This is a genomic window from Pseudarthrobacter sp. Y6 (assembly GCF_050156205.1).
Classification (GTDB): Bacteria; Actinomycetota; Actinomycetes; order Actinomycetales; family Micrococcaceae; genus Arthrobacter.
Genome location: NZ_CP189574.1, coordinates 1,018,481 through 1,041,330, shown reverse-complemented (window position 1 = coordinate 1,041,330; position 22,850 = coordinate 1,018,481). Strand labels below are relative to the sequence as shown.

The 22,850-nt window shown below is 64.5% G+C and carries 19 protein-coding genes and 1 pseudogene; 4 read left to right on the top strand and 16 right to left on the bottom strand.

Features of this window, described 5'->3' with window-relative positions:
• Window positions 1-2: 2 nt before the first annotated feature.
• Window positions 3-902 carry a 5-deoxy-glucuronate isomerase gene (gene iolB, locus ACQCSW_RS05050; RefSeq protein WP_354249563.1) on the top strand — a complete coding sequence of 300 codons (900 nt, stop codon included), beginning with the start codon at window positions 3-5 and terminating at the stop codon, window positions 900-902.
• A 242-nt stretch (window positions 903-1,144) separates the two neighbouring features.
• Here iolB and ACQCSW_RS05045 read toward each other — a convergent pair whose 3' ends face one another.
• From ACQCSW_RS05045 to ACQCSW_RS05005, 9 genes are all read right to left on the bottom strand, one after another.
• Window positions 1,145-2,590 carry a sugar porter family MFS transporter gene (locus ACQCSW_RS05045; RefSeq protein ID WP_426989774.1) on the bottom strand — a complete coding sequence of 482 codons (1,446 nt, stop codon included), beginning with the start codon at window positions 2,588-2,590 and terminating at the stop codon, window positions 1,145-1,147.
• Between the two features lie 30 nt (window positions 2,591-2,620).
• A complete protein-coding gene (locus ACQCSW_RS05040; protein ID WP_426989773.1) occupies window positions 2,621-3,493 on the bottom strand; it encodes a sugar phosphate isomerase/epimerase family protein in 873 nt (290 codons plus the stop codon).
• Between the two features lie 74 nt (window positions 3,494-3,567).
• On the bottom strand, window positions 3,568-4,581 hold the full coding sequence (locus ACQCSW_RS05035) for a Gfo/Idh/MocA family protein (protein WP_426989772.1): 1,014 nt from the start codon (window positions 4,579-4,581) through the stop codon (window positions 3,568-3,570).
• Window positions 4,582-4,621: 40 nt separating this feature from the next.
• Window positions 4,622-5,554, bottom strand: a complete 933-nt coding sequence (locus ACQCSW_RS05030) for a sugar phosphate isomerase/epimerase family protein (protein WP_426989771.1) — start codon at window positions 5,552-5,554, stop codon at window positions 4,622-4,624.
• 41 nt (window positions 5,555-5,595) lie between these two features.
• Window positions 5,596-7,092 carry a CoA-acylating methylmalonate-semialdehyde dehydrogenase gene (locus ACQCSW_RS05025; protein WP_354249568.1) on the bottom strand — a complete coding sequence of 499 codons (1,497 nt, stop codon included), beginning with the start codon at window positions 7,090-7,092 and terminating at the stop codon, window positions 5,596-5,598.
• Window positions 7,093-7,107: 15 nt separating this feature from the next.
• Window positions 7,108-9,057, bottom strand: a complete 1,950-nt coding sequence (gene iolD / locus ACQCSW_RS05020; protein ID WP_426989770.1) for a 3D-(3,5/4)-trihydroxycyclohexane-1,2-dione acylhydrolase (decyclizing) — start codon at window positions 9,055-9,057, stop codon at window positions 7,108-7,110.
• Window positions 9,058-9,063: 6 nt separating this feature from the next.
• Window positions 9,064-9,987 (bottom strand): Cgl0159 family (beta/alpha)8-fold protein, encoded by a 924-nt coding sequence (locus ACQCSW_RS05015; protein WP_426989769.1) that lies wholly within the window; start codon window positions 9,985-9,987, stop codon window positions 9,064-9,066.
• A complete protein-coding gene (iolC, locus tag ACQCSW_RS05010; protein ID WP_426989768.1) occupies window positions 9,984-11,018 on the bottom strand; it encodes a 5-dehydro-2-deoxygluconokinase in 1,035 nt (344 codons plus the stop codon). Before iolC ends, ACQCSW_RS05015 begins: the two co-directional genes overlap by 4 nt.
• Before the next feature lie 186 nt (window positions 11,019-11,204).
• Entirely contained in the window at window positions 11,205-11,609 is a 405-nt protein-coding gene (locus ACQCSW_RS05005) for a tautomerase family protein (RefSeq protein ID WP_426989767.1), read from the bottom strand.
• 171 nt (window positions 11,610-11,780) lie between these two features.
• On the opposite strand from ACQCSW_RS05005, the gene ACQCSW_RS05000 reads away from it, so the two are divergent.
• Window positions 11,781-12,140 (top strand): ArsR/SmtB family transcription factor, encoded by a 360-nt coding sequence (locus ACQCSW_RS05000; RefSeq protein ID WP_426989766.1) that lies wholly within the window; start codon window positions 11,781-11,783, stop codon window positions 12,138-12,140.
• Window positions 12,137-12,619 (top strand): SRPBCC family protein, encoded by a 483-nt coding sequence (locus ACQCSW_RS04995; protein WP_426989765.1) that lies wholly within the window; start codon window positions 12,137-12,139, stop codon window positions 12,617-12,619. The genes ACQCSW_RS05000 and ACQCSW_RS04995 overlap by 4 nt, the downstream gene beginning before the upstream one ends.
• Window positions 12,620-12,752: 133 nt before the next feature.
• On the opposite strand, the pseudogene ACQCSW_RS04990 reads toward ACQCSW_RS04995, so the two are convergent.
• Together ACQCSW_RS04990 and ACQCSW_RS04985 are read right to left on the bottom strand one after the other, a co-directional pair.
• Window positions 12,753-13,598, bottom strand: a pseudogene (locus ACQCSW_RS04990) (aldo/keto reductase).
• Between the two features lie 40 nt (window positions 13,599-13,638).
• Entirely contained in the window at window positions 13,639-14,865 is a 1,227-nt protein-coding gene (locus tag ACQCSW_RS04985) for an MFS transporter (protein WP_426989764.1), read from the bottom strand.
• 170 nt (window positions 14,866-15,035) lie between these two features.
• Between ACQCSW_RS04985 and ACQCSW_RS04980 the strand changes: the two genes are divergently transcribed.
• Window positions 15,036-15,485 (top strand): MarR family winged helix-turn-helix transcriptional regulator, encoded by a 450-nt coding sequence (locus ACQCSW_RS04980; RefSeq protein ID WP_426989763.1) that lies wholly within the window; start codon window positions 15,036-15,038, stop codon window positions 15,483-15,485.
• 219 nt (window positions 15,486-15,704) lie between these two features.
• On the opposite strand, the gene sucD is transcribed toward ACQCSW_RS04980, so the two are convergent.
• The 5 genes from sucD to pcrA all read right to left on the bottom strand — a co-directional run bounded on the left by sucD (window position 15,705) and on the right by pcrA (window position 22,754).
• Complete coding sequence (sucD, locus tag ACQCSW_RS04975; protein ID WP_354249574.1) at window positions 15,705-16,607, bottom strand: succinate--CoA ligase subunit alpha; 903 nt, start codon at window positions 16,605-16,607, stop codon at window positions 15,705-15,707.
• Between the two features lie 11 nt (window positions 16,608-16,618).
• On the bottom strand, window positions 16,619-17,788 hold the full coding sequence (gene sucC / locus ACQCSW_RS04970) for an ADP-forming succinate--CoA ligase subunit beta (RefSeq protein WP_354249575.1): 1,170 nt from the start codon (window positions 17,786-17,788) through the stop codon (window positions 16,619-16,621).
• Between the two features lie 222 nt (window positions 17,789-18,010).
• Complete coding sequence (locus ACQCSW_RS04965) at window positions 18,011-18,718, bottom strand: hypothetical protein (RefSeq protein ID WP_354249576.1); 708 nt, start codon at window positions 18,716-18,718, stop codon at window positions 18,011-18,013.
• A gap of 18 nt (window positions 18,719-18,736) precedes the next feature.
• Window positions 18,737-20,092, bottom strand: a complete 1,356-nt coding sequence (locus tag ACQCSW_RS04960; protein ID WP_426989761.1) for a glycosyltransferase — start codon at window positions 20,090-20,092, stop codon at window positions 18,737-18,739.
• A 103-nt stretch (window positions 20,093-20,195) separates the two neighbouring features.
• Window positions 20,196-22,754, bottom strand: a complete 2,559-nt coding sequence (pcrA, locus tag ACQCSW_RS04955; RefSeq protein ID WP_426989760.1) for a DNA helicase PcrA — start codon at window positions 22,752-22,754, stop codon at window positions 20,196-20,198.
• Window positions 22,755-22,850 lie beyond the last annotated feature (96 nt).

The window sequence follows — 22,850 nt, the reverse complement described above, 5'->3', positions numbered from 1 at the left end:
CCATGGCCGACTGGGTATATCCACTGGGAACCGCTGCCCAAGGCAGCTGGGACGTTTCGCTCGGAACCGCAGACTCCACCATCGAGGTGGAAGGGTGGGCACACACCGGGCTGAAGGTGGCCACACTGGCCCCCGGTGCCGCCGTCGAACTTCCCGCAGCGGGCGAGGAACGGATAGTGATCCCGCTCAGCGGGTCCTTCACGGCGACCGTGGATGGCCAGGACTTCCAGCTAGCCGGCCGTGCGAGCGTCTTCAGCGGCACTACGGACGTGCTGTATTCCGGTACGGAAAAGTCCGTGACAGTCAGTTCCTCCGACGGCGGGAGGGTAGCCATTGCCACCGCGCCGGCCCAGGTTTCGTACCCCACGCGCCTGATTACCGCCGCGGAAACCCCGGTGGAACTGCGCGGCGCAGGAAACTGCTCGCGTCAGGTCCATAACTTCGGCACACCGGCCGCCCTTGAAGCCGACCGCTTCATCGTCTGCGAAGTCATCACCCCGGCCGGCAACTGGTCCTCCTACCCTCCGCACAAGCACGACGAGGAAAAAGACGGCGAAACCCGTCTCGAGGAGATCTACTACTTCGAAACCCGCGTGGCCGCCGTCGCCGGATCCGCCGGTCCCGGACCGGACGCCGATGCGATCGGCTACCAGCGGGTCTACGCCTCCGACGAACGGCCGATCGACGTTTCCGCCGAGGTGCGCACTGGCGACGTGGTCCTGGTCCCCTACGGCTGGCACGGACCGGCAATGGCCGCACCCGGCTACGACATGTACTACCTCAATGTCATGGCCGGGCCCGGCCGTGTCCGTGACTGGCTCATCAGCGACGACCCCCACCACGGCTGGGTCCGGCAGAGCTGGGAAGGCCAGGACTTAGACCCCCGCTTGCCGTTCGGCTGAGACCCCTGCCGTTCTGCGCTGCCCGCGGCCATGGTGCCGTCGTCGGACACCTGGAAGACGCCAAAGCCGAGCTGCGGCATCTGGGTGGAGTGTTGCGGCTAAACGCCGCAGTCTCGACGGCGGCCGGCTGGTTTTCGGAGCCATAGCACGCACTCCATTTTCGAGTTTTTGTACAGATAATGCCCCTTTCACGGCCTGAAAGGGGCATTATCTGTCCAAAAACTCGAGGGCGGGCGCTTGGGTCAGATGGCGGAGCCGCCTGTGTTGGTGGGCACGCCAGCTGCTTGCTTGAAATGGTGTTCCAGCTCTTCCAAGCTCTTGCCCCTGGTTTCAGGCACCACCCGCTTGACCCAGACGATCGCGCAGGCCTGCAGAACAACGAAGATCAGGAACGTTGCGGAGATTCCGATCCACGACACCATCTGCGGGAAGAAGAACCCGATCAGGAAGTTGATCATCCACAACACAAAGACGCAGATTCCCATGGCCACGCCGCGCACGTGCAGCGGGAAGATTTCAGACATGGTCAGCCAGGTCACTGTCCCGATGCAGGCCTGCATGGACGCCAGAAACGTCACCATGAAGAGCAGGACCAGATAGGCCCGGAGCAGCCCCTCGGGGACAGCGGAGGAAATGATGGCGATGGCCAGCAGCGAGGTGGCGGTGCCGCACAGCCCGAAGATGAGCATGGATTTGCGGGCAATTCTGGTCATCAGGTACATGCCCACGATCACGGCCACTACGGAGGTGATGCCATTGAGTACATTCGCCAGGAGCGCACCCTGATCGCCGAATCCGGACGAGGACAGAATCGTGGTGCCGTAGTACATGATGGCGTTGACGCCGCTGATCTGATTGATCACTGCCATGCCCAGCCCCACCACAAAGATCCGGCGGATCCATGGGACTGTCAGATCTTTAACTGTGCCCAGTTTCGACTTGTAGTCCTCGCGGGCAGCCTGCCGCACTTCGTCGAACTCTGTCGGGATGTCACCCGCTGCGCGAGTGCTGCGCAGAACAGCCATGACTTCGCCGAACCGGCCTGCCGCGGCCAGCCAGCGCGGGCTCTCCGGCAGTACCAACATGCCGAACCATAGGATAACGGCAGGTAGTGTGGCGATGACCAGCATCCAGCGCCACACGTGCATCGACTCCGGGAACGCATTTCCCAGCACTGCGTTGAAGGTAAAGGCCAGGAACTGGCCCGTGACAATCATGAGCTCGTTCTGCGTGACGATCCGCCCGCGTTGGGCAGCCGGTGACATTTCGGCCAGATAGACCGGGACAATGACGGACGCCCCGCCGACCGCCAGGCCAAGCAAGGTACGGGCTGCAATGAGCCACTCCGTGCTTGGCGCGAATGAACAGGCAATGGTGGCCACGGCAAAGATCAGAGCGAGGCCCATGATGGTCTTGCGGCGGCCGAACCGGTCAGACAGCCGGCCGGAACCGATGGCGCCGAAAGCCGCCCCGAACAGGAGAGTCGATGTGACCAGCCCTTCAGTGAGCGGCGTCAGGCCAAGATCGCGCTGCATGAACGGCAAAGCACCGTTGATGACGCCGGTGTCGTAGCCGAACAGCAGACCACCAAAGGTAGAGAAGAGCGCCACGCGGCGCATGAATTTCTTGGGGTTTGCCGCGGTTTTTGGGGCTGGAGCCGCGCTCTCCAGTAAAAGTGAATTCGTCATGGTTCCTTAGGTGGTTGAAGAGCTCAGCCGCTATTGGACGCTTGAGACGTATTCCTTGATGGTGTTCAGCTGGTACCGGGATACCTCCCGGGCGTTGTCGTCCTCGGCAAAAACGCTGGAGACCATGACCGAGTCGTCCCGGTCAAGGAACCCGTTTTCCGACAGGCCGCCGAAGAACTCGTCCCAGTCCACGTCGCCGTCGCCGAGCCTCAAGTGCTGGTGTACGCGCACGGCGTTGCCGGGCGGATTGGTGATGTAGCGGAGGCCATGGGAGGCATGGTGGTTCATGGTGTCCGATACGTGGACCACACGAAGCCGCTCTCCGGCCGCCTGCATGATCGCCTCCGGGTCATCCTGCATGTGGAACGTGTGCGAGGCCACGTAGACCATGCCGACGTTCGGCGAGTTGACGCCGCGAATCACGCGCAGGGCGGCCACGCCCTGCTCTACAAAGTCGTCCGGGTGCGGGTCGATGGCCACGTGCAGACCCTCGCGCTCGATGATCGGCAGCAGCTCCTCCATGGACCGGTAAAAGGCCCGTTCGGATTCCTCCGCCCTCTCGGGGCGGCCGTTGAACTCGGTGTTAATCTGCCGGACCCCGAGGTCCACGGTGATCTGGATGGCTCGCTTCCAGTAGCGGACCGCGGCTTCGCGGGCGTCCTCGTCTGGGCCGGACCAGCGCAGCACCGGTAACACGGAGGCGATCTCAATGCCCGCATCAGCGCACGCATTTTTCAGCTGGCGGACGAGGGCGTCGTCGGCCTTGGGATGGTTGAAGAACGGGATGAAGTCCGGATGCGGCGTCAGCTGCATGTACTTGTACCCGAGATCGGCCACCAGCTGGGGGAACTCCAGCAGGCTGTGGCTGTGGTGGAACGGCGTGGGGTCGAGCGCAATTTTCACGGTGGTCACTCCATTGTGGGTCAGGCGGGCAATCGCGGGAGGGACGGAATCGCTTCCGCCCCTCCCGATGGTCCTTAGCGGTACAGGGCCGGCTTGGGGTTCAGGACGACTGCAACCTTCTGGCCGTTCTTCTGCGCCTCAACACCGGCCTCGCAACAGGCTGCCGTGGCGTAGCCATCCCAGGTGGTGGGACCGCCGATTTCGCCACGCAGGGCAGCATCGACCCAGGACTGGATCTCGACGTCGTAGGCTTCTGCGAAACGTTCTTCGAAGCCGGGGGTGACGTTGCCGCCCCAGCGTCCGGCGCTGCGGGTGTACGGCCCCTTGTCGCCGCCGATGCTCACGATGCCGTCCTCGAAGGAAGCCTGGGTGGCCACTTCGTACCCGAATTTCGCATTGACGTAGATCTCGACGTCGGCCAGCACGCCGGACTCCGTCTCGATCAGGACATGCTGCGGGTCGTGCTGGCCGGCGGGTGCATTCCTGGTGGCCTTGCCCAGGCGCACCTGTACGCTGGTGATTTCCTCGCCGGTGAAGAAGCGGATGGCGTCGAATTCATGCACCACAGAGTCGTTGATGAGCATTTCGTTGGTGAAGCCGGCGGGCGTGGTCGGGTTGCGGTGCTGGTGGTGCAGCATCAGCAGTTCGCCGAGCTCGCGGTCGCGGATCACACTGCCCAGAGCCGCGTATTCGGCATCGAACCGGCGCATGAAACCGACCTGGATGCGCTTGCGTCCCAGCTTTTCCTCGGCCTGGACGATCTTCCAAGCCGTTTCTGCATCCGGAGTAAGCGGCTTCTCGCACAGGATCGGGATGTCTTTGGCGATTGACTTGAGCAGGATGTCTTCGTGCAGGAAGCCCGGAGTGGCGATCAGTACAGCATTGACGTCGCCATTGTTGAGCGCTTCCTCAGCGTTGGCCAGGGCGACGGCGCCCGGGATGCCTTCGATGGCTGCCTGGGCGCGGGCAAGGTCAACGTCGACGACGGCGGCGACTTCAGCGCCGTGGATGCGCTTGTTGAGGCGCTGGATGTGGTCGGCGCCCATGCGGCCTGCACCGATGACGGCCACGCGGAGTGATTCAGTCATTGTTCTGTCCTTCGATGTTTGGAGGTTCTGCGGTGCCTGGTCAGCTGACCGCGGTGCGGGAGCCGCAGGAGAGCAGGTAATTGCGGGTGCGCTTGGCGATCGGCATGGGGACGTCGAACGCCACCGGGTACATGTCCTGCTCGACAATGCCGAAGATCGGCCGGTTCAGGCCTTCCACCGCATCGATGACTGCCCGCAGGTCCGGCAACCCGTTCGGCGGTTCGGTCATGACCCCGGCCAGGTTTGCCGCTGCCCAGGTCATGTTTTCCTCGTTCACCCTGGCGAGGATCTCGGGGTTGATCTGCTTCAGGTGCAGGTAGCCGATGCGTTCCGGGTACTTGCGGATCAGGTCCAGGCTGGAAGCGCCGCAGTACTCGGCATGTCCCGTGTCCAGGCACAGATTCAGCAGTTCAGGGTCCGTCTCCGCCAGGAGGTGCTCAATGTCGGCCTGCGCGCCGACATGGGAGTCTGCGTGCGAGTGGAACTGCTGTTTGAGGCCGAAGTCCTCCAGCAGCACCTTGCCCATCCTGTTGTGGCCGGCGAACAGATCGCCCCATTGCGCGGAGTTCAGCTCGCCGCTCTCCACGGCCTCACCGGTGACGTCATCACGCCACATGGCCGGGATGACCACGATGTGTTCGCCACCCATGGCGGCGGTGAGCTCGGCTACCTTGCGGGCCGGTTCCCAAGCGATGTCGTACTGTTCGGCACCGCGGTGAAAGGCGGTGAAGACTGTGCCGGCCGTGACCGACAGGCCCCGCTGCTTGAGTTCTTCAGCCAGGCGGGCGGGGTCGTTGGGCAGGTAGCCGTACGGGCCCAGTTCGATCCATTTGTAGCCGGACTCGGCAACCTCGTCGAGGAACCGCTCCCACGGAGTCTGCTTGGGGTCGTCGGCGAACCAGACACCCCAGGAATCCGGCGCCGTGCCGATGATCAGCTTGTTTTCGATGTTGGTCTTTGCTGCGTCTGTCATGACAACGCCTTCTTTCTCGGTGTGGGTCTCAGCGGTGAGGCTCAGTTGGACGGGAAGTTGTAGGAGGCTCCCGAGGCGTGGGTCGGTTCAGGCCAGCGCGAGGTGACAACCTTGCCGCGGGTGTAGAAGGAAACACCTTCAGGGCCGTACATGTGCTTGTCGCCGAACATTGATGCCTTCCAGCCGCCGAAGGAGTGGTAGGCCACGGGGACCGGCAGGGGCACGTTGATGCCGATCATGCCTACAGACACCGAACGCTGGAACTTCCGCGCGTTGGCGCCGGAGGACGTAAAGATGGCGGTGCCGTTGCCGTACGGGTTGGAGTTGATCAGCTTGATCCCCTCATCCAGGTCTTCCACCCGGACCACCACGAGCACCGGTCCAAAGATCTCCTCGGTGTAGGCGGTCATCTCTGCCTTGACGTTGTCAATAACCGTCGGCCCAACCCAGAAGCCCTCCTCATGGCCCGGGACCACCAGGTCGCGGCCGTCAACCACCATCGCGGCTCCGGCCTGCTCGGCCTCGGTGACAATCCGGATGATGCGTTCCTTGGAAGCCGGAGTGATGACCGGTCCCATTTCCGCGTCGGGCTCGGTACCGTTGTTGACCTTGACGGCCAGTGCACGCTCTTCGACCTTCTTGACCAGCAGGTCAGCAGCGTCGCCGACGGCGACAGCAACGGAAATGGCCATGCAGCGTTCTCCTGCGGAACCGAAAGCGGCGGCCGCGAGGTGGTCGGCAGCGTTGTCCAGATCGGCGTCGGGCATGATGATCGCGTGGTTCTTCGCGCCGCCCAGAGCCTGGACGCGCTTGCCGTGCGCCGTGGCTGTTTCATGGACGTACTGTGCAATCGGGGTGGATCCAACGAACGAGATGCCGTCAACGTCCGGGTGCGTCAGCAGGCCGTCCACGGTCTCCTTGCCGCCGTGCAGAACCTGGAAAACGCCGTCGGGCAAGCCGGCCTGCTTCCACAGCTTTGCCAGCAGCATGGACGCGGAGGGGTCCCGTTCGGAGGGCTTGAGGATGAAAGCGTTGCCGGTGGCGATCGCCATCGGAGCCATCCACAGCGGCACCATGACCGGGAAGTTGAACGGCGTGATGCCGGCAACCACGCCCAGCGGTTCGCGGAACGAGAAGACGTCAATCCCGGTGGACACCTGGTCCGAGTAGTCACCCTTGAGCAGCTGCGGAATGCCGCAGGCGAACTCGATGACCTCCAGGCCACGGCCGATCTCGCCCTTGGCATCGGAGAGGACCTTGCCGTGCTCGGCGGTGATCAGGGCGGCGAGCTCGTCAATATGTGCTGCGACGAGTTCACGGAACTTGAAGAGCACGCCTGTGCGCTTGGCCAGGGAGAAATCGCCCCAGCTGACCGCAGCTGCCTTGGCGGCCGCGACCGCGGCGTCCAGGTCTGCCCGGTTGGCCAGCCGCAGCTCTGCGGAGACGGCGCCGGTGGCGGGGTTGTAGACGGGCTGGGTGCGGTCGCCCTCGCCGGCAGTCTCAGCGCCGTTGATGAAATGCTTGATGGTGATAGTCATGTTGGCTTCCTTGGGTCAGCCCAGCAGCGTTCGCTGGCGGTTCTTGTTTGTCGTGTAGCTCTTGAAGGCCTGCTGGGTGGATTCGAGTTCCGAGATCTGCGACACCGGAACATCCCACCAGGACTCGGAGCTGGGAGCATCCAGCAGCGGATCGGATTCGACGTGGATGACGATCGGGCCGCCCCTTTCAGGCGCTGCCTTGGCATCTCGGATGGCCTGCTCCAGCTCGGCGATGACCTTCTCCCCCGGTTCAATCCGGATCACTTTCACACCGAGGCTTTCGGCGTTCAGTGCGAGATCAACAGGCAACCTCTCGCCGTCGTCGAAGCTGTGGTTGTCCTCGTCCAAGGCACGGTACTGGGTGCCAAAGCGCTGGGACCCCAGCGATTCGGAGAGGGAGCCGATCGAGGCGTAGCCGTGGTTCTGGATCAGCACCACGATCAGTTTGATCCGTTCGGCGACGGCGGTGACCAGTTCGGTGTGCATCATCAGGTAGGAACCGTCCCCCACCATCACCACGACGTCGCGCTGTGGGCCGCCCGCTGCTGCCTCCGCCAGCGCTGCGCGCTTGACGCCGAGGCCGCCGGGAATTTCGTAGCCCATGCAGGAGTACGCGTATTCCACGTGGTAGCCGAATGCGTCACGAACGCGCCACATCTTGTGCAGGTCGCCCGGAAGCGAACCCGCGGCGCAAATGACAACATCCTGCGCGTCCATGGCGCGGCTCGTAGCGCCAATGATCTCGTTCTGCGCCGGCAATGGCGTGAAGCGGGTATCGAAGGCCTCGTCCACTGTGGCATTCCAGCGTTCTTTCTCGGAAGCGATGGCCCGTTCGAGGTCCGCACCCACGCGGTAACCGCCCAGTGCCTGGTTCAGCTTGATCAGGGCCTTGCGCGCGTCGGCGACGATCGGCAGCGATGTGCCGTGCTTGTAGGCATCAATCGGCGCAACGTTGATGTTGATGAACTTCACGTCAGGGTTCTGGAAGGCGGTCCGCGAGGCAGTGGTGAAGTCCTCGTAGCGGGTGCCGATCCCGATGATCAGATCCGCTTCGGCGGCGATGGCATTGGCCGCTGTCGTGCCTGTGGAACCGATGGCGCCGAGCGAGAACCGGTGGTCCCACGGCAAGACGCCGACGCCGGCCTGGGTGTTGCCCACCGGGATGCCGGTCAGCTCCACGAACCTGGCCAGTTCATCGTTGGCATAGGCGTAGAGGACGCCGCCGCCGGCGATGATCAGCGGGCGCTTCGCGGCTCGGATGGCCTCGGCCGCGCGGCGGATGTCCTCGTCGTCGGCCTCGGGGCGGCGGATGCGCCATTCCCGTTCGGCCAGGAACTCCGCAGGCACGTCGAAGGCCTCGGCCTGGACGTCCTGCGGCAGCGAGATGGTGACGGCGCCGGTCTCGGCCGGGTCCGTGAGGACGCGCAGTCCGTGATGGAAAGCGGAGAACAGCTGCTCCGGACGTGAGACCCGGTCGAAGAAGCGGGACAGCGGACGGAAGGCATCGTTGACGGTGACGTCATAGGCATCCGGGCGTTCCAGCTGCTGGAGCACCGGGTCCGCGGCGCGTGTGGCAAAGGTATCGCTGGGCAGCAGCAGCACGGGCAGCCGGTTGGTGGTGGCCAGCGCCGCACCGGTGAGCAGGTTGGTGGAACCCGGACCGATCGATGTGCTGATTGCGAACGTCTGCCGGCGGCGGGTGTGGCGTGCGTAGCCTACTGCCTGGTGCACCTGGGCCTGCTCATTGCGCCCCTGGTAGTACGGCATGATCGTGGGATCGGCGTGCTGGTACTGCTTCAGCGCCTGGCCCACACCGGCAACGTTGCCGTGGCCGAAGATGCCGAACGTCCCCGGAATCAGCCGCTCCCGGTAGTCCTCGGTGCCGATGCGGTCCACCGTGTACTGCTTGGACAGGTACTCGACGACGGCCTGGGCGACTGTCATTCTGCGTGTTGCTGTTCCCATGGGGGCTTACTCCGATACTTTCGCTGATGACTGCAGCACGGGCGACTTGAGCAGCGAGGCGGCGGTGGCGACGGCCCCGGCCACGTCGCCGTCGTGCGGGTAGAGCAGCGTCCGGCCCACGGTGAGGCCCTGGACGCCGGGCAGGGCCAGGGCGGCCTGCCAGCTGGCGAAGACCTCATCCTGGGTGCCTTCCGGGTCCCCGCCGAGGAGCACGGTGGGCAACGTGGTGGCCGCCATGACGCGTTCCATCTCGGCCACCACGGGCAGCTTCATCCAGGTGTAGGCGCTCGTGGAGCCCAGACCCTGGGCGATCGCGATGGACTTGATGACGGCGTCCGGGCTGAGGTCGTTGCGGACCTTGCCGTTCTGCCAGACCGAGAGGAAGGGTTCCACCATGGCGATCAGCTTGCGTGCGGCGAGGGAGTCGACGGCCCGCGCCGTGGCTTCCAGGGCGGAGGCGGTGTCCGGGTCGCCGAGGCAGATGCGGGTCAGCATCTTGCCGCCGTCGGCGCCCAGTGCTTCCAGGGCCGCGGCCGTGTGGCCGGTGAAACGGTCGTCGATTTCATTGACGAGCCCGGCCAGGCCACCACGGTTCATCGAGCCGAAGACAAGCTTGCCTTCCAGGGCCCCCAGCAGGAGCAGGTCATCCATGATGTCCGGGGACGCCAGGACACCATCGACGGCGGGATTTGCCAGGGCAATCTGCAAGCGGTCCAACAAATCGCGGCGGTCCGCCATGGCCACCGGAGCGTTTCCTACGGAGAGGGCGCCGCGGGCCGGGTGGTCGGCGGCAACGATGAAGTTCTGCACACCATACTTCAGCCCCGGATGGCGGCGGCGCGTGGCTGCCGCGCGGGCAACGGCGTCGGGGTCTTCGAGCCGGAGGGCGCTCAGGTGCTGGTAGCGGCGGGGATCATCGTTGGCGCTCAAGACGCTGCTCCTTCGGAAACTGTGGTGTGGGACGGGACTGCGGAGGCGGCACCGGCGAGGGCAGGTGCCAAGCGGCCGCGTTCGGCCAGCAGAGAGGTGACTTCCTCCGGCGTCGGCATGGCGTCGGCGCAGGAAAGACGGGAGGCCACAATGGCGCCGGCGGCGTTGGCGTAATCGAGGACCTGGGCCAGCGGCCAGCCGGACAGCAGCCCGTGGCAGAAGGCTCCACCAAACGAGTCGCCGGCACCGAGGCCGTTGAGGGTTTCCACCGGGACCGGCGCTGAGACAACCCGTTCGGTGCGGGTCTTCGCCATCACGCCTTCGGGCCCAAGCTTGACGACGGCGATCTCGACGCCGGCGGCCAGCAGCCGGTCGGCCTGCTCGTCAGGGGTCCCTTCGCCCACGGCGACGGCACATTCCTTGTCGTTGCCGATGGCTACCGTGACGTGCGGCAGGATCTTTGCAACCTCGGCCCGGGCGTCCTCTTCGGAGGCCCAGAACATGGGCCGGTAGTCCAGGTCCAGGATGGTGTACTGGCCTTCCGCCAGACCGGTCCGCGGACGGGCTGCATGGGCGGCCAGGTGGGCCCCGCGGCTGGGCTCCTGGCACAGTCCAGTCACGGTCGACCAGAAGATCCCGGCCTCGCGGATGGCTTCCAGGTCGAGCTCCGCGGCCTTGATCTGCAGGTCAGGCGCCGTGGGGAAACGCCCGTAGAAGTAGAGCGGAAAATCATCCGGCGGCATAATCGCGCAGAACGTCACCGCAGTAGGCCATTCCTTCACCGGCGTAACGAACGTATCGTCCACGTTGAACTTGCGCAGTTCACGGTGGAGGTATTTCCCGAAGGCGTCGTCGCCGGTGCGCGTGATCACGCCGGCGTTGCGGCCATGCCGCGCCGCGGCCACGGCCACGTTGGACGGGGAACCTCCGAGGTACTTTCCGAAGGACGTGACGTCCTCCAGATCCACCCCGATGTCGTTCGGGTAGATATCGACACTGATGCGCCCGATCGTGAGCAGTTCGTGGGTCACGGTAATCGCGGACCTTTCTGGTTTGAGCTCCATACCCTGTACAGCAAGAGCTAGAACTCCGGTTCCTGGCCGGGCCCCCGTGAGCGGGGCCACAACCACTACCTTGCCCTAGAATCATTGTCCTGTCAAAGGTTTGTACTGACATATTTACAACCTGCATAAGGCGCTAAATTGGCGTCCTCTGGATTACTTCCGGGGAACCGCCAGTTCGCCCGTGACGTATTGCGCCCGCCCGAAGCCGAACGACCAGTCACCGGCGGTGTTCTCCACGTATCCGATAAACACGTCCTCACCGGCAATATCAAGTTCCGCCAGTCGGTCGGCGATCGCCGCAAAGAGGGATTGCTTGGCCGCCTGGCTCCGGCCGGCCTGCGTAAAGATCTGGATCATCACCACATCGGGAGTGCGCTCGAAGCCGAGCCCTGCATCCTGGGCAACAATCTGGCCCTGCGGATGCTCCGTGAGGACGTGGAAGTAGTCGCGCTCCGGGATGGCATACTCCGCGAGGATGGCATCGTGGATTCCGCGGCTTAGGCGCTGCAACTGCTCGGAGCTGCGCCCTTGATTAACATCGATTCGAACCAGTGGCATTTTTTCATCTCCCTTAAGTTTGTCCTGACATACTAACAAATGCGAGGGGTGATCGGCAAGGAAAATCCCCAGATACCCCTTCCACACAGGCTGGGTCGGCTGTATGGTTAAACAACCAGATAGTTGATCAACTATTTAGTTGATTACCAATTCAGAAAGGCCTGCACCACGATGAACACCGACGACCGCACCCTGGACTCGGCCTTCATGGCCCTGGCCGACCCCGTGCGGCGGCGGATCATCGCCCGGCTCAGCCGCGGGCAGGCAACAGTCAACGAATTGGCGGAACCCTTCGCGATCACCAAACAGGCGGTCTCGAAGCACATCCAGGTCCTCGAGCAGGCAGGGCTCGTCACCCGCAGCAGGGAAGCCCAGCGCCGGCCCGTCCACCTGAATCCCGCACGGCTGGAGGCACTCACAGCGTGGATCGACCAGTACCGGCTGGTCCGCGAAGAGCAGTTCCGCAGCCTGGACGCCGTGCTCAGATCCAGTACCGCCAACGGCGGCAACCACCCCAAGGAATCATCATGAGCAATCCACTGAACCTCACCATTCCTGAAGGACTCCCCTTCATCGACTACGACCGCGAATTCGACTTCCCGGTGGCGGACGTGTTCCGCGCGCACAAGGACCCGGACCTCATCGTCCAGTGGCTCGGCCCGCGTGGCATGAAGATGGAAATCAACCACTTCGATTTCCGGACCGGCGGCAGCTACAGCTATCTGCACACCGGGCCCGACGGCGTCGCCTACGAATTCAGCGGCGTCTATCACACTGTCCGCGAGAACGAATTTGCCATCCAGACCTTCGAATTCGGCGGCTACCCCGACGTGGTCAGCATCGAGTTCCTCACCTTCGAGGACCTCGGCGAGGGCCGGTCCCGCGTCCGCGGCCACTCGGTCTACCCCACCCAGGGGGCCCGCGACGGCATGGCGCAGTCAGGCATGGAAGGCGGCATGACCGAGGGCTACGAGCGGCTCGACGAACTGCTCAGCGGCGCCAAAGTCTAGAAAAGCCCTTAAACGAGTACGACGGCGGCCGGTCACTTTCCCGAAGAAGGTAACCGGCCGCCGTCGTACCGGGGTCGAGACAGACGAGACCCGTGGTCACTGGTGGTCGAGCCTGTCGAGACCTGAGGAAGGTCTAACCGTTGAACTCCGCCGGATGCGGACCGGTGCGGCCGTCCCGCTCCAGGCCGTCGATGACCGACAGTTCATCCGCGGTCAGGTCAAAGCCGAAGACGTCCAGGTTCTCCCGGATCCGCCGCGGGGTTACGGACTTGGGGATGATGATCCGGCCCTGCTGCACGTGTCAGCGCAGGATGGCCTGCGCGGGACTCACACCATGCCTTGCCGCGATGTCCACAACGGCCGGATCTGCCAGCACAGCGCCCTGGGCGAGCGGGCTCCACGCCTCCGTGGCGATCCCGTGCGCGGCGTTGAAGCCGGCAATGTCCCGCTGCTGGAGTGCCGGGTGGAGTTCAATCTGGTTGATCGCCGGGACCGTACCGCCAAGGTCAATGACCTTTCGCAGGTGTTCGGGGAGGAAGTTGGAGACGCCGATGGCCCGGGCCTTGCCGCTGGCCAGCAGGTGCTCCAGCGCTCGCCAGGACTCGAGGTACAGGCTGGTTTCCGGCGCCGGCCAGTGGATGAGGTAGAGGTCCAGGTAGTCCAGTCCCAGCTTGTCCAGGCTGGCCTCGAACGCGGCCAGCGTGGCGTCGTAGCCGAGGTCGGCCACCCAAAGTTTTGACGTAATGAACAGCTCTTCCCGATCGATGCCGGACTCGGCGATGGCGCGTCCGGTACCCGCCTCATTGCCGTAGATGGCGGCGGTGTCAATGCTCCGGTAACCGGCGGCAAGCGCGTGGCTGACCGCGGCGGCGGTGTCGTCGTCGGACACCTGGAAGACGCCGAACCCCAGCTGCGGCATCCGCACGCCGTTGTTGAGGGTGATCTCGGGGATGGACGTGGTGATGGGGGTGGAAGTCATGGGTTCTCCTGTTTCAGGTTGAGGATTGAGGTTTGAAGGGTTAGTGCAGGACGGCGACGGGCTCGGCGGCCACGCGTCCGCCGGGGGCAGCGTTGGCATCGGCGGATGCCCGCCGGACGGCCCGCTTGGCTCCGGCGGCGGCAATGATCATCACGATGAGGCCCAGCAGGGTGATGCCGGCGCCGGCCCAGATGGGCGACGTGTAGCCGAGCCCGGCCGTGATGGTCACGCCGCCAAGCCAGGCGCCGAGGGCGTTGCCGACGTTGAAGGCCCCGATGTTGGCGCCGGAGGCGAGGGTGGGGGCGCTGGAGGCGTACTTCATTACACGCATCTGCAGGCCCGGCACGGTGGCGAATCCGAAGCCGCCCATCAGGACGATGGAGGCAATGGTGAGCACCTGATTGCCGGCGGTCAGTGCGAAGCCGACGAGCACAACCACGAGCACGGAGAGCACCACAACGAGCGTACGGTCCACGTTGCGGTCCGCGGCCTTGCCGCCGATGGTGTTGCCGGCAAAGAGGCCTACGCCGAAGACAATGAGCAGCCACGGCACGGTGGAGGCGGCGAAGCCGGAGACCTCGGTGAGCGTGAAGGCGATGTACGTGAAGGCGCCGAACATACCGCCGTAGCCGAGGATGGTGACCAGGATGGAGAGCCAGACCTGGCCGGAGCGGAAGGCACGCAGTTCACTGCGCAGGGTTCCGGGAGCGGTGTCCCCATGACCGGTCTTCGGAACCAGCGCGAGGATTCCCGCCAGGGCGATGACTCCGATGACGGTGATGGCCCAGAACGTCGAGCGCCAGCCGGCAGCCTGTCCCAGCATGGTGCCGAACGGCACGCCCAGGACATTGGCGGCGGTGAGCCCGGTGAACATGATGGCGATGGCGCCGGCCTTTTTGGTGGGGGCAACCATGTCCGCGGCCACTACCGCTCCGATCCCAAAGAAGGCACCGTGGGCCAAAGCGGCGATGATCCGGCCGATCACCATCATCCCGTAGTCGGGAGCGATGGCAGAGACCAGGTTGCCGGCGATAAACAGCACCAGCAGGACGGCTAGAACGGGCTTGCGGTCGAAGCGGGTCACCACCGCTGTCAGGACCAATGCGCCGACGACGACGGCGAGGGCGTAACCCGAGATCAGCCAGCCTGCCGTGGCCTCGCTGACCTGGAAGTCGGCGGCAACCTCGGGCAGCAGGCCCATGATCACGAACTCGGTGAGTCCGATGCCGAACCCGCCGAGAGCGAGGGCTATCAGGCCAATGGGCATGCGGATGCTCCTTTGAAAACTGTACGGAATGAGATAGGACGCGTAAGCTAGTAGTTGCAGACGCGTTATTTATAGTTGCACAAGCAGATACACCGCGCAAGCAACTATTATCGGATTGTGCCCCTAATCACGCTGCCAGGCGTCCGGAGCACCCGCGAGAGGAAAGACAGATGGGCATCAAGGACGACGCCGTGGAGGTACGGGCACAGGGTTGGCGCACGCTCGCGGCGCTGCACGGCCTGATCGAGGGTGAGCTGGAACGCTCCCTCCAGGCCGAATCAAAGCTGTCAGTGGTGGAGTACACGGTGCTGGACGCGCTCAGCCAGCAGGACGGCTGGCATATGCGCATGCAGCAGCTCGCCCGCGCCACAGCCCTCAGCGCCAGCGCCACCACCCGGCTGGTCAACAGGCTTGAGGACCGCGGCCTGCTGACCCGGATCCTTTGCGCGGACGACCGCCGCGGCATCTACACCGAGCTCACACCCAGCGGCATCGCCCTGCTGGAGGAAACCCGGCCGGTCCATGACGCCACACTTGAGCGCGCCCTGGCCGAAGCCCAGGAGATTCCCGAACTGGCGGCGCTGGTGGGCGCACTCCCCCGGCTCCACGCGAACGCCTAGTCACCGCCCACCCTTCGAGTTTTTGTCCAGATAATGCCGCGCAATCACCTCGCACAGGGCATTATCTGGACAAAAACTCCAGGCGGGTGACTACAAGTACGACGACGGGCGGTCACCTTCCCCGAGAAGGTGACCGCCCGTCGTCGTACTTAACCAAAAAAGCGGGGCCACCTCCGTCCCAAGAGGACGGCAGGTGACCCCGCGTTTTAACTCGTATTGCTAAAGCGTTGCGAAAACTTCGCGCAGCAGCTTGGCGGTCTCGGACGGCGTCTTGCCAACCTTCACGCCTGCCGCCTCGAGGGCTTCCTTCTTGGCCTGGGCGGTTCCAGCGGAACCGGAGACGATGGCGCCGGCGTGGCCCATGGTCTTGCCTTCGGGAGCGGTGAAGCCGGCAACGTAGCCAACAACCGGCTTGGTGACGTGTGCCTTGATGTAGTCGGCAGCACGCTCTTCAGCGTCGCCACCGATTTCGCCGATCATCACGATCGCCTTCGTCTCGGGGTCAGCCTCGAACGCGGCCAGGGCGTCGATGTGCGTGGTGCCGATGACGGGGTCGCCGCCGATGCCGATGGCGGTGGAGAAGCCAAGGTCGCGCAGTTCGTACATCATCTGGTAGGTCAGGGTTCCGGACTTGGAAACCAGGCCGATGGGGCCCTTGCCCGTGATGTTGTTCGGCGTGATGCCGACCAGCGCTTCGCCCGGAGTGATGATGCCGGGGCAGTTCGGTCCGATGATGCGGGTGACCTGCTTGCCGTCGGCGTCAACCGTGGACTGGGCCAGTGCCCAGAACTCGGCGGAGTCCTGGACCGGCACGCCTTCGGTGATGACTACGACCAGGCCAATGCCGGCTTCGATGGCTTCCACAACGGCGTTCTTGGTGAATGCCGGCGGGACGAAGACGATGGAGACGTCAGCGCCGGTTTCAGCCATGGCTTCCTTGACGGTGCCAAAGACGTTGATTTCGGTGTCGCCGTGCAGGACCGTGGTGCCGGCCTTGCGGGCGTTGACGCCGCCAACAATGTTGGTGCCGGCCTTCAGCATCAGGGCGGTGTGCTTGGTGCCTTCGCCGCCGGTGATGCCCTGGACGATGACCTTGGAGTCCTTGTTCAGATAAATAGACATGGTGCGTCCCTTTACTTAGCTGCGTTGGCGAGCTCGGCGGCCTTGTCGGCGCCCTCGTCCATGGTGGCGGCCAGGGTAACCAGCGGGTGGTTGGCCTCGGCCAGGATGCGGCGGCCTTCCTCAACGTTGTTGCCGTCGAGGCGGACTACCAGCGGCTTGTTCGCGTTGTGGCCCAGCTCGGCCAGCGCACCGACGATGCCCTTGGCGACGGCGTCACACGCGGTGATGCCACCGAAGACGTTCACGAACACGGACTTGACCTGCGGGTCGCCCAGGATGACGTCGAGGCCGGCAGCCATGACCTCGGCGGAAGCTCCACCGCCGATGTCCAGGAAGTTGGCGGGCTTGACGTTGCCGTGGTTTTCACCGGCGTAGGCAACAACGTCCAGGGTGGACATGACCAGGCCAGCACCGTTGCCGATGATGCCCACTTCGCCATCCAGCTTGACGTAGTTCAGGTCCTGTGCCTTGGCCTTGGCCTCGAGCGGATCTGCAGCGTCCTTGTCTTCAAGGAGGGCGTGCTTGGCGTGGCGGAACTCGGCGTTCTCGTCGAGGGAGACCTTGCCGTCCAGTGCCACGATGTCGCCGGCGCCGGTCTTGACCAGCGGGTTGACCTCAACGAGGGTGGCGTCTTCCTTCTTGAAAACGTCCCAGAGCTTGAGGATCACGGCGGCGACCTTGCCGCGCAGTTCCTCATCGAAGCCTGCAGCTGCAACGATTTCGTCAGCCTTTGCCTGGTCGATGCCCACAGCGGGATCGATGGCGATCTTGGCGAGCGCCTCAGGGCGCTCGACGGCGAGCTGTTCGATTTCCATGCCACCTTCTACCGAGCACATGGCCAGGTAGTTGCGGTTGGCCCGGTCCAGCAGGACGGAGAAGTAGTACTCCTCGGCAATGTCGGCACCTTGGGCAATCATCACCTTGTTAACGGTGTGGCCCTTGATGTCCATGCCCAGGATGTTGGTGGAGTGCTCAAACGCCTCGTCGGCGGTCTTGGCAACCTTGACGCCGCCAGCCTTACCGCGGCCACCGGCCTTAACCTGGGCCTTAACGACAGTTACGCCGCCGATTTTCTCGGCAGCTGCCTTTGCTTCTTCTGGGGTGTACGCCACGATGCCGGCAAGCACGGGTACACCGTGCGCCTCGAACATATCGCGCGCCTGGTATTCAAACAGGTCCACGGTTTAGTGTCCTTCTACGTCGAAGTAGTTTCTGTACAGTCGGGCACCGCCGAAGACGATGACCGGGCTGCGGAATGCCTGCACCTGCGACCAGTTCGGAAACGGGCCACCCAGCGCAATGCTCCATTCGGAACTCTAGTCCTCTCAGAGGACCGGCCCGTCCCACACTACTGCTTATGTGAGTAACGACACTATTCTATGGAGCGTAGAAAAACGCCTAGATTACGGGGTTTTTGAGGCCTCCGAGGGTGCCGGGGAGGCTGTTTCCGCTTCCTTGGAAATAAGTTCGTAGCGGTCCCGGGCCACAAAGAATCCGACGCCGGCGGAGACGTTTCCGCACGCCACGCCGCCGTTATAGGCCGAACAGCGCAGTCCGTTCCGTTCCAGGTTCTGGCCCGCGGCGAGGACCGGCAGTTCCGTCAGCGGGCCGCTCTTGGTTCCTTTCGGACCGTAGGCTGCCTCCATTTGTGTGACGCCGGACCGGCACTCCCCGTACGTTGCCTTGTCCGGGCTGAGCAGCGCCGCTCCGCCCAGATAGCCCAGGCCGGTGCCGGCACAATCGTCCTTGATGTCGCCCGCGGCAGGCTTGGGATAAGCGGCAAGCTCGCAGTGCGCCACGGGGACGGTGGCGAGCTTGTTGTTGGCCGCGTCGGTGAAGCTGTTCGACTCATACGGGAGGTTAAGGTGTTCCCCGCGGGCCGACGTCAGGGAACACACAATGTTCCGGTCCTCCGTGATGAAGGACAGGACGTCCCCGCTGGCCCTGAACACGGCGGGGTCGGCCAGCGCTGCCTGTTCCAGTTGTTCCATTGCCGGCAGCGGCGGCGGAGCCACGTAGCCCGGGTCCTCGGTGGTGATGCTGCAGGCAGTGCCTGCCAGCAGGAAGAAGGCGGCCAGGATCCCCAGTACAGTCCGTCGCATGGCCTCCATTATGCCCCGATAGCGGTCTCAACCCCGCGTACGCCTGCCTGCGGCCTCCACGACTGCGGCAGCAGCTTCAGCGGGATCCTCACGGGCGAACTGCTCCTGCATATTCCGTGCGCGGCTTTTCCAGCCGGGATCCGCCAGGACCTTTCCCACTGCAGCGGCAATGTCGGCGGGCTTGGGTGACTCCGTCCTGAGATTAATACCGACGCCGGCGTGTTCAACCCGGGCGTTAACGTCACTTTTGCCCTCGTTGATGCCCGAAACCACCAAGGGAACCCCCTTGGACAGGCTCAGCTGCACACCGCCGAATCCGCCGTTGGTGATGAAGACATCCGTGAAGTCAAAGACCTCCGCGAAGTCCACGTAGTCCCGCACCACCACGTTGGGCTGCGGGTAGCGGGCCTTCAGTTGCTCGGTGCCGTGCCCGCCGGTTGCCACGATGACCAACGCATCCATGTCCTTGACCGCTTCAAGCGACGGAACGATGAGTTTGTCCTGGTCCAGGTTGTCCACAGTTCCCTGGGTGACAACGAGTGTTGCGGGATAGGACCGGGGAAAGCCGCCGTCCCCACCGTTCCCACCAGGACCGGCGGGCGCCTGGCCAGGCGACCGGTATGGCAGGAGCGCCCCGACGTAGTGCACTTTGGCGTTGACCCGGCGCCGCGGGAAATCGAGGGATTCCGTGCCGGTCTGGATAATGGCGTCCGAGCACCGATAGGGTTCGTCCGTCAGCCGGCCTTCCCGCGGAACAGCCTGGCCGTAGACGGCATGCTGCCGGCGGTAGCTTTGACTGGCCGGCCGAAGGATGACCTTGTCGGACAGCAGGCCCGCCAGGCCTTGGACCGCCTTCTCCGCGGGATTGCGGGGCGGCCGGAACCCGAAGAAAAGCGGCGGCACCTGCGGGTCGCTTTCCATGTTGGGGATCGCGACAAAATTCACCACCGGCTTGCCCATCAAGTGGGAGACGAGCCGGTGAATGAACATGGAACTGTCCGCCACAAGAACGTCGAAGGGATACTGCTGCGCGACCTCACGGATGTCCTCGAAGAAGTGGCTGACGTTGCTGGCGAAAATTTTCTCGCCGTCGAAGCCGATCGCCCGTGGGCCCTTGAGCTTGGCCCGCTCCGGATAGAGCTCATTGAGGTTGTCCGCGCGGTGCTCGATGGCCCTGCGGAAGGGGAAGTGCTGGATGCCCATTCCGCCGAGCCTGCCTGCATAGACGGGACCCGTGTACCAGGCCACCTCGTGGCCGCGGTCCTTGAGCCGCATCGCCACGCCCGTCATGGGATTGAAATGGCCGTCAATGGCCTGGCTGGCGAACAGGATCTTCACGGTGGCGCCCCCGAATCTGCTGTGCTCAAGATCTGCTGTGCTCAAGTGGCCTGCGCTTCACCGGTTCCCCGGCTACCGGCTGTTTCCCGGGTACCGCGCGTTCCTGAACTGTAAGCCAGCAGGGGTGCCCGGACAAGGGCAAGCGTGGCTAGGCGTCGAGCTTCGTGAGCGGCGCGTAGCGGAGCAGGAGACGCTTCTCGCCGACGTCGAACTTCACCTTGGCGACCGTCTTGTCCCCCGCGCCTTCCAGGGCCAGCACCGTGCCGTTGCCGAAGCTGGTGTGGTTGACCTTGTCGCCCACACTGACGGCCACAATCTCCTTCTGCGGCTGGACCCGGTTCTTGGCGATGGCTGCGGGAACGTCCGCGTTGAAGCCTGCCGACGAATCGGCGGCCGCGCCGCGGGACGTGCCGGCGCCCCAGAAGGATCCGCCGTAACGGCTGGAACCGATCGACGCGCTGCTGCTCCCCCACCCGCCGGACTGCCGGCTGGTGCCTTCGCGTTTCCACTCCAGCAGCTCGGCGGGAATTTCCTCGAGGAACTGGCTGGCCGGGTTGTACTGGCTTTGACCCCACATGCTGCGGACTTCGGACCGGGTGACATAGAGGCGCTTGCGCGCGCGGGTCAGGCCCACGTAGGCCAGCCGGCGTTCCTCGGCGAGTTCCTTGGGGTCCGTGGCCGAGCGCTGGTGCGGGAACAGCCCGTGTTCCATGCCGGTCAGGAACACCACCGGGAATTCGAGCCCCTTGGCGGTGTGGAGGGTCATCAGCGTGACTACCCCCAGGCGCTTGGCTTCCGCCACAGCGGCGTCGATGTCGGCCCCCGGGGCGTCCGGGATCTGGTCCGCGTCAGCCACCAGGGAAACCTGCTCCAGGAAGGCGCCCAGTGACCCTTCGGGGTTGTCTCGTTCGTATTCACGCACGACGGCGACGAGTTCCGCCAGGTTCTCCACGCGGGACTCGTCCTGTGGATCAGTGCTGGAACGCAGCCCGGCAAGGTAGCCGGTCTGTTCCAGGACGGCCTCCAGCGCAGCGGCGGCGCCGGAACCGGAGGCAACCTCTGCGAGGTCGTCCAGCAGTTTCACAAACCCGAGGACGGCGTTGACGGAACGGGTGGCCATGCCGGGGGCTTCTTCAGCCCGCCGGGCGGCGGCCATGAACGACATCCGTTCGCGCTGGGCCAGCGCGGCCACGGCGCCTTCGGCGCGGTCACCAATGCCGCGCTTGGGTTCGTTGAGCACCCGGCGCAGGTTGACGTCGTCGTCCGGGTTCACCAGAACGCGGAGGTACGCGAGAGCGTCCTTGATTTCCTTGCGGTCGTAGAAGCGGGTGCCGCCCACCACCTTGTACGGCAGGCCAACCCGGACCAGCACATCCTCAATGGAACGGGACTGCGCGTTGGTGCGGTAGAAAATGGCAACATCACCGGGGCGGAGGTTGTCCTCGTCCTGGAGCCGGTCAATCTCCTTGGCAATGAACTGGGCCTCGGCGTGCTCGTTCTCGCCCACATAGCCGATGATCTTGTGGCCCTCGCCCTCGGCGGTCCACAGCCGCTTGTCGGGGCGGTTGGGGTTGCGTGAGATCACGGAGTTGGCCGCGCTGAGGATGTTCTGCGTGGAGCGGTAGTTCTGCTCCAGTTTGATGGTGCGGGCGTCCGGGTAGTCCTTTTCGAACTCCACGATGTTGCGGATGTCGGCGCCGCGGAAGGCATAGATGGACTGGTCGGAGTCGCCGACGACGGTGAGCTCGGACGCACCGGGGCCCTCACCCACTATCTCGCGGACCAGGGCGTACTGGGCGTGGTTGGTGTCCTGGTACTCGTCCACGAGGACGTGCCGGAACCGCCGCCGGTAGGAATCGGCGAGCGCCGGGAAGGCGCGGAACATGTAGACGGTCTCGGCGATGAGGTCATCGAAGTCCATGGCGTTGGCCTGGCGCAGCCGCTGGGTGTAGCCCTTGAAGACGTCAGCCACAGCGGACTCGAAGGGATCGTTGTAGTTCGCGGAGGACGCGTAGGAATCGGCGTCGATGAGCTCGTTCTTGAGCGCGGAGATCTTGTGCTGGATGGCCTTGGGCGCGAACTTCTTGGGATCCAGGTCCAGGCTCTTGGAGACCTGGATGACCAGCCGCAGCGAGTCCGCGGAGTCGTAGATGGAGAAGTTCGACTTCCGGCCAACGTTGGCGGCCTCCTGGCGCAGGATACGCACGCAGGACGAGTGGAACGTGGAGATCCACATGATCTTGGCCCGTCCACCCACCAGCGCCGCGATGCGCTCCCGCATCTCGGCGGCGGCCTTGTTGGTGAACGTGATGGCCAGGATCTCACCGTGATGCGCGCGGCGGGTGGCAATGAGGTAAGCGATCCGGTTACTGAGGACGCGGGTTTTTCCCGAGCCGGCGCCGGCCACGATGAGCAGGGCGCCGCCGGAGTGCTTGACGGCCTCCTCCTGCTGCGGGTTCAGTCCCTGCAGGAGTTCCTCGGCATTGGGCCGGTGGTGGGCCGGCTCGCCGTTGCCGTCATGAGAGGGCTGCTGGTTGGCCCAGCTGGCCGGTCCGCCACCGGACCCGCCGCCCGGTCCGCTGCCAGGCCCGCCGCCACCGAATTCGGCGGCCGCGGCAAGGACTTCCGGGCGCGACTTGGTGCGGGCGGAGGCTGGCGCGGCGGCCTTGAACGGTCCGTCAGAGTACGGGTCAAACAACATATCCATGGTGCCTACAAGTCTAGGCGGTGGGGCTGACAGTCAGGTCCAGCCTGTGGATAACTCCGCCGCCCGTGGATCATCACCCCCGCTCCGATGAGTTTT

Excerpts from the sequence above, each read along its gene's own strand:
- pcrA (WP_426989760.1), bottom strand. The coding sequence starts at position 22,754 with ATGGATATGTTGTTTGACCCGTACTCTGACGGACCGTTCAAGGCCGCC.
- ACQCSW_RS04995 (WP_426989765.1), top strand. The coding sequence starts at position 12,137 with ATGAGCAATCCACTGAACCTCACCATTCCTGAAGGACTCCCCTTCATC.
- ACQCSW_RS04985 (WP_426989764.1), bottom strand. The coding sequence starts at position 14,865 with ATGCCCATTGGCCTGATAGCCCTCGCTCTCGGCGGGTTCGGCATCGGA.
- ACQCSW_RS04965 (WP_354249576.1), bottom strand. The coding sequence starts at position 18,718 with ATGGAGGCCATGCGACGGACTGTACTGGGGATCCTGGCCGCCTTCTTC.
- iolD (WP_426989770.1), bottom strand. The coding sequence starts at position 9,057 with ATGGGAACAGCAACACGCAGAATGACAGTCGCCCAGGCCGTCGTCGAG.
- ACQCSW_RS05025 (WP_354249568.1), bottom strand. The coding sequence starts at position 7,092 with ATGACTATCACCATCAAGCATTTCATCAACGGCGCTGAGACTGCCGGC.
- ACQCSW_RS05045 (WP_426989774.1), bottom strand. The coding sequence starts at position 2,590 with ATGACGAATTCACTTTTACTGGAGAGCGCGGCTCCAGCCCCAAAAACC.
- ACQCSW_RS05005 (WP_426989767.1), bottom strand. The coding sequence starts at position 11,609 with ATGCCACTGGTTCGAATCGATGTTAATCAAGGGCGCAGCTCCGAGCAG.
- ACQCSW_RS05000 (WP_426989766.1), top strand. The coding sequence starts at position 11,781 with ATGAACACCGACGACCGCACCCTGGACTCGGCCTTCATGGCCCTGGCC.
- sucD (WP_354249574.1), bottom strand. The coding sequence starts at position 16,607 with ATGTCTATTTATCTGAACAAGGACTCCAAGGTCATCGTCCAGGGCATC.
- ACQCSW_RS04980 (WP_426989763.1), top strand. The coding sequence starts at position 15,036 with ATGGGCATCAAGGACGACGCCGTGGAGGTACGGGCACAGGGTTGGCGC.
- ACQCSW_RS05030 (WP_426989771.1), bottom strand. The coding sequence starts at position 5,554 with ATGACAGACGCAGCAAAGACCAACATCGAAAACAAGCTGATCATCGGC.
- iolB (WP_354249563.1), top strand. The coding sequence starts at position 3 with ATGGCCGACTGGGTATATCCACTGGGAACCGCTGCCCAAGGCAGCTGG.
- ACQCSW_RS05035 (WP_426989772.1), bottom strand. The coding sequence starts at position 4,581 with ATGACTGAATCACTCCGCGTGGCCGTCATCGGTGCAGGCCGCATGGGC.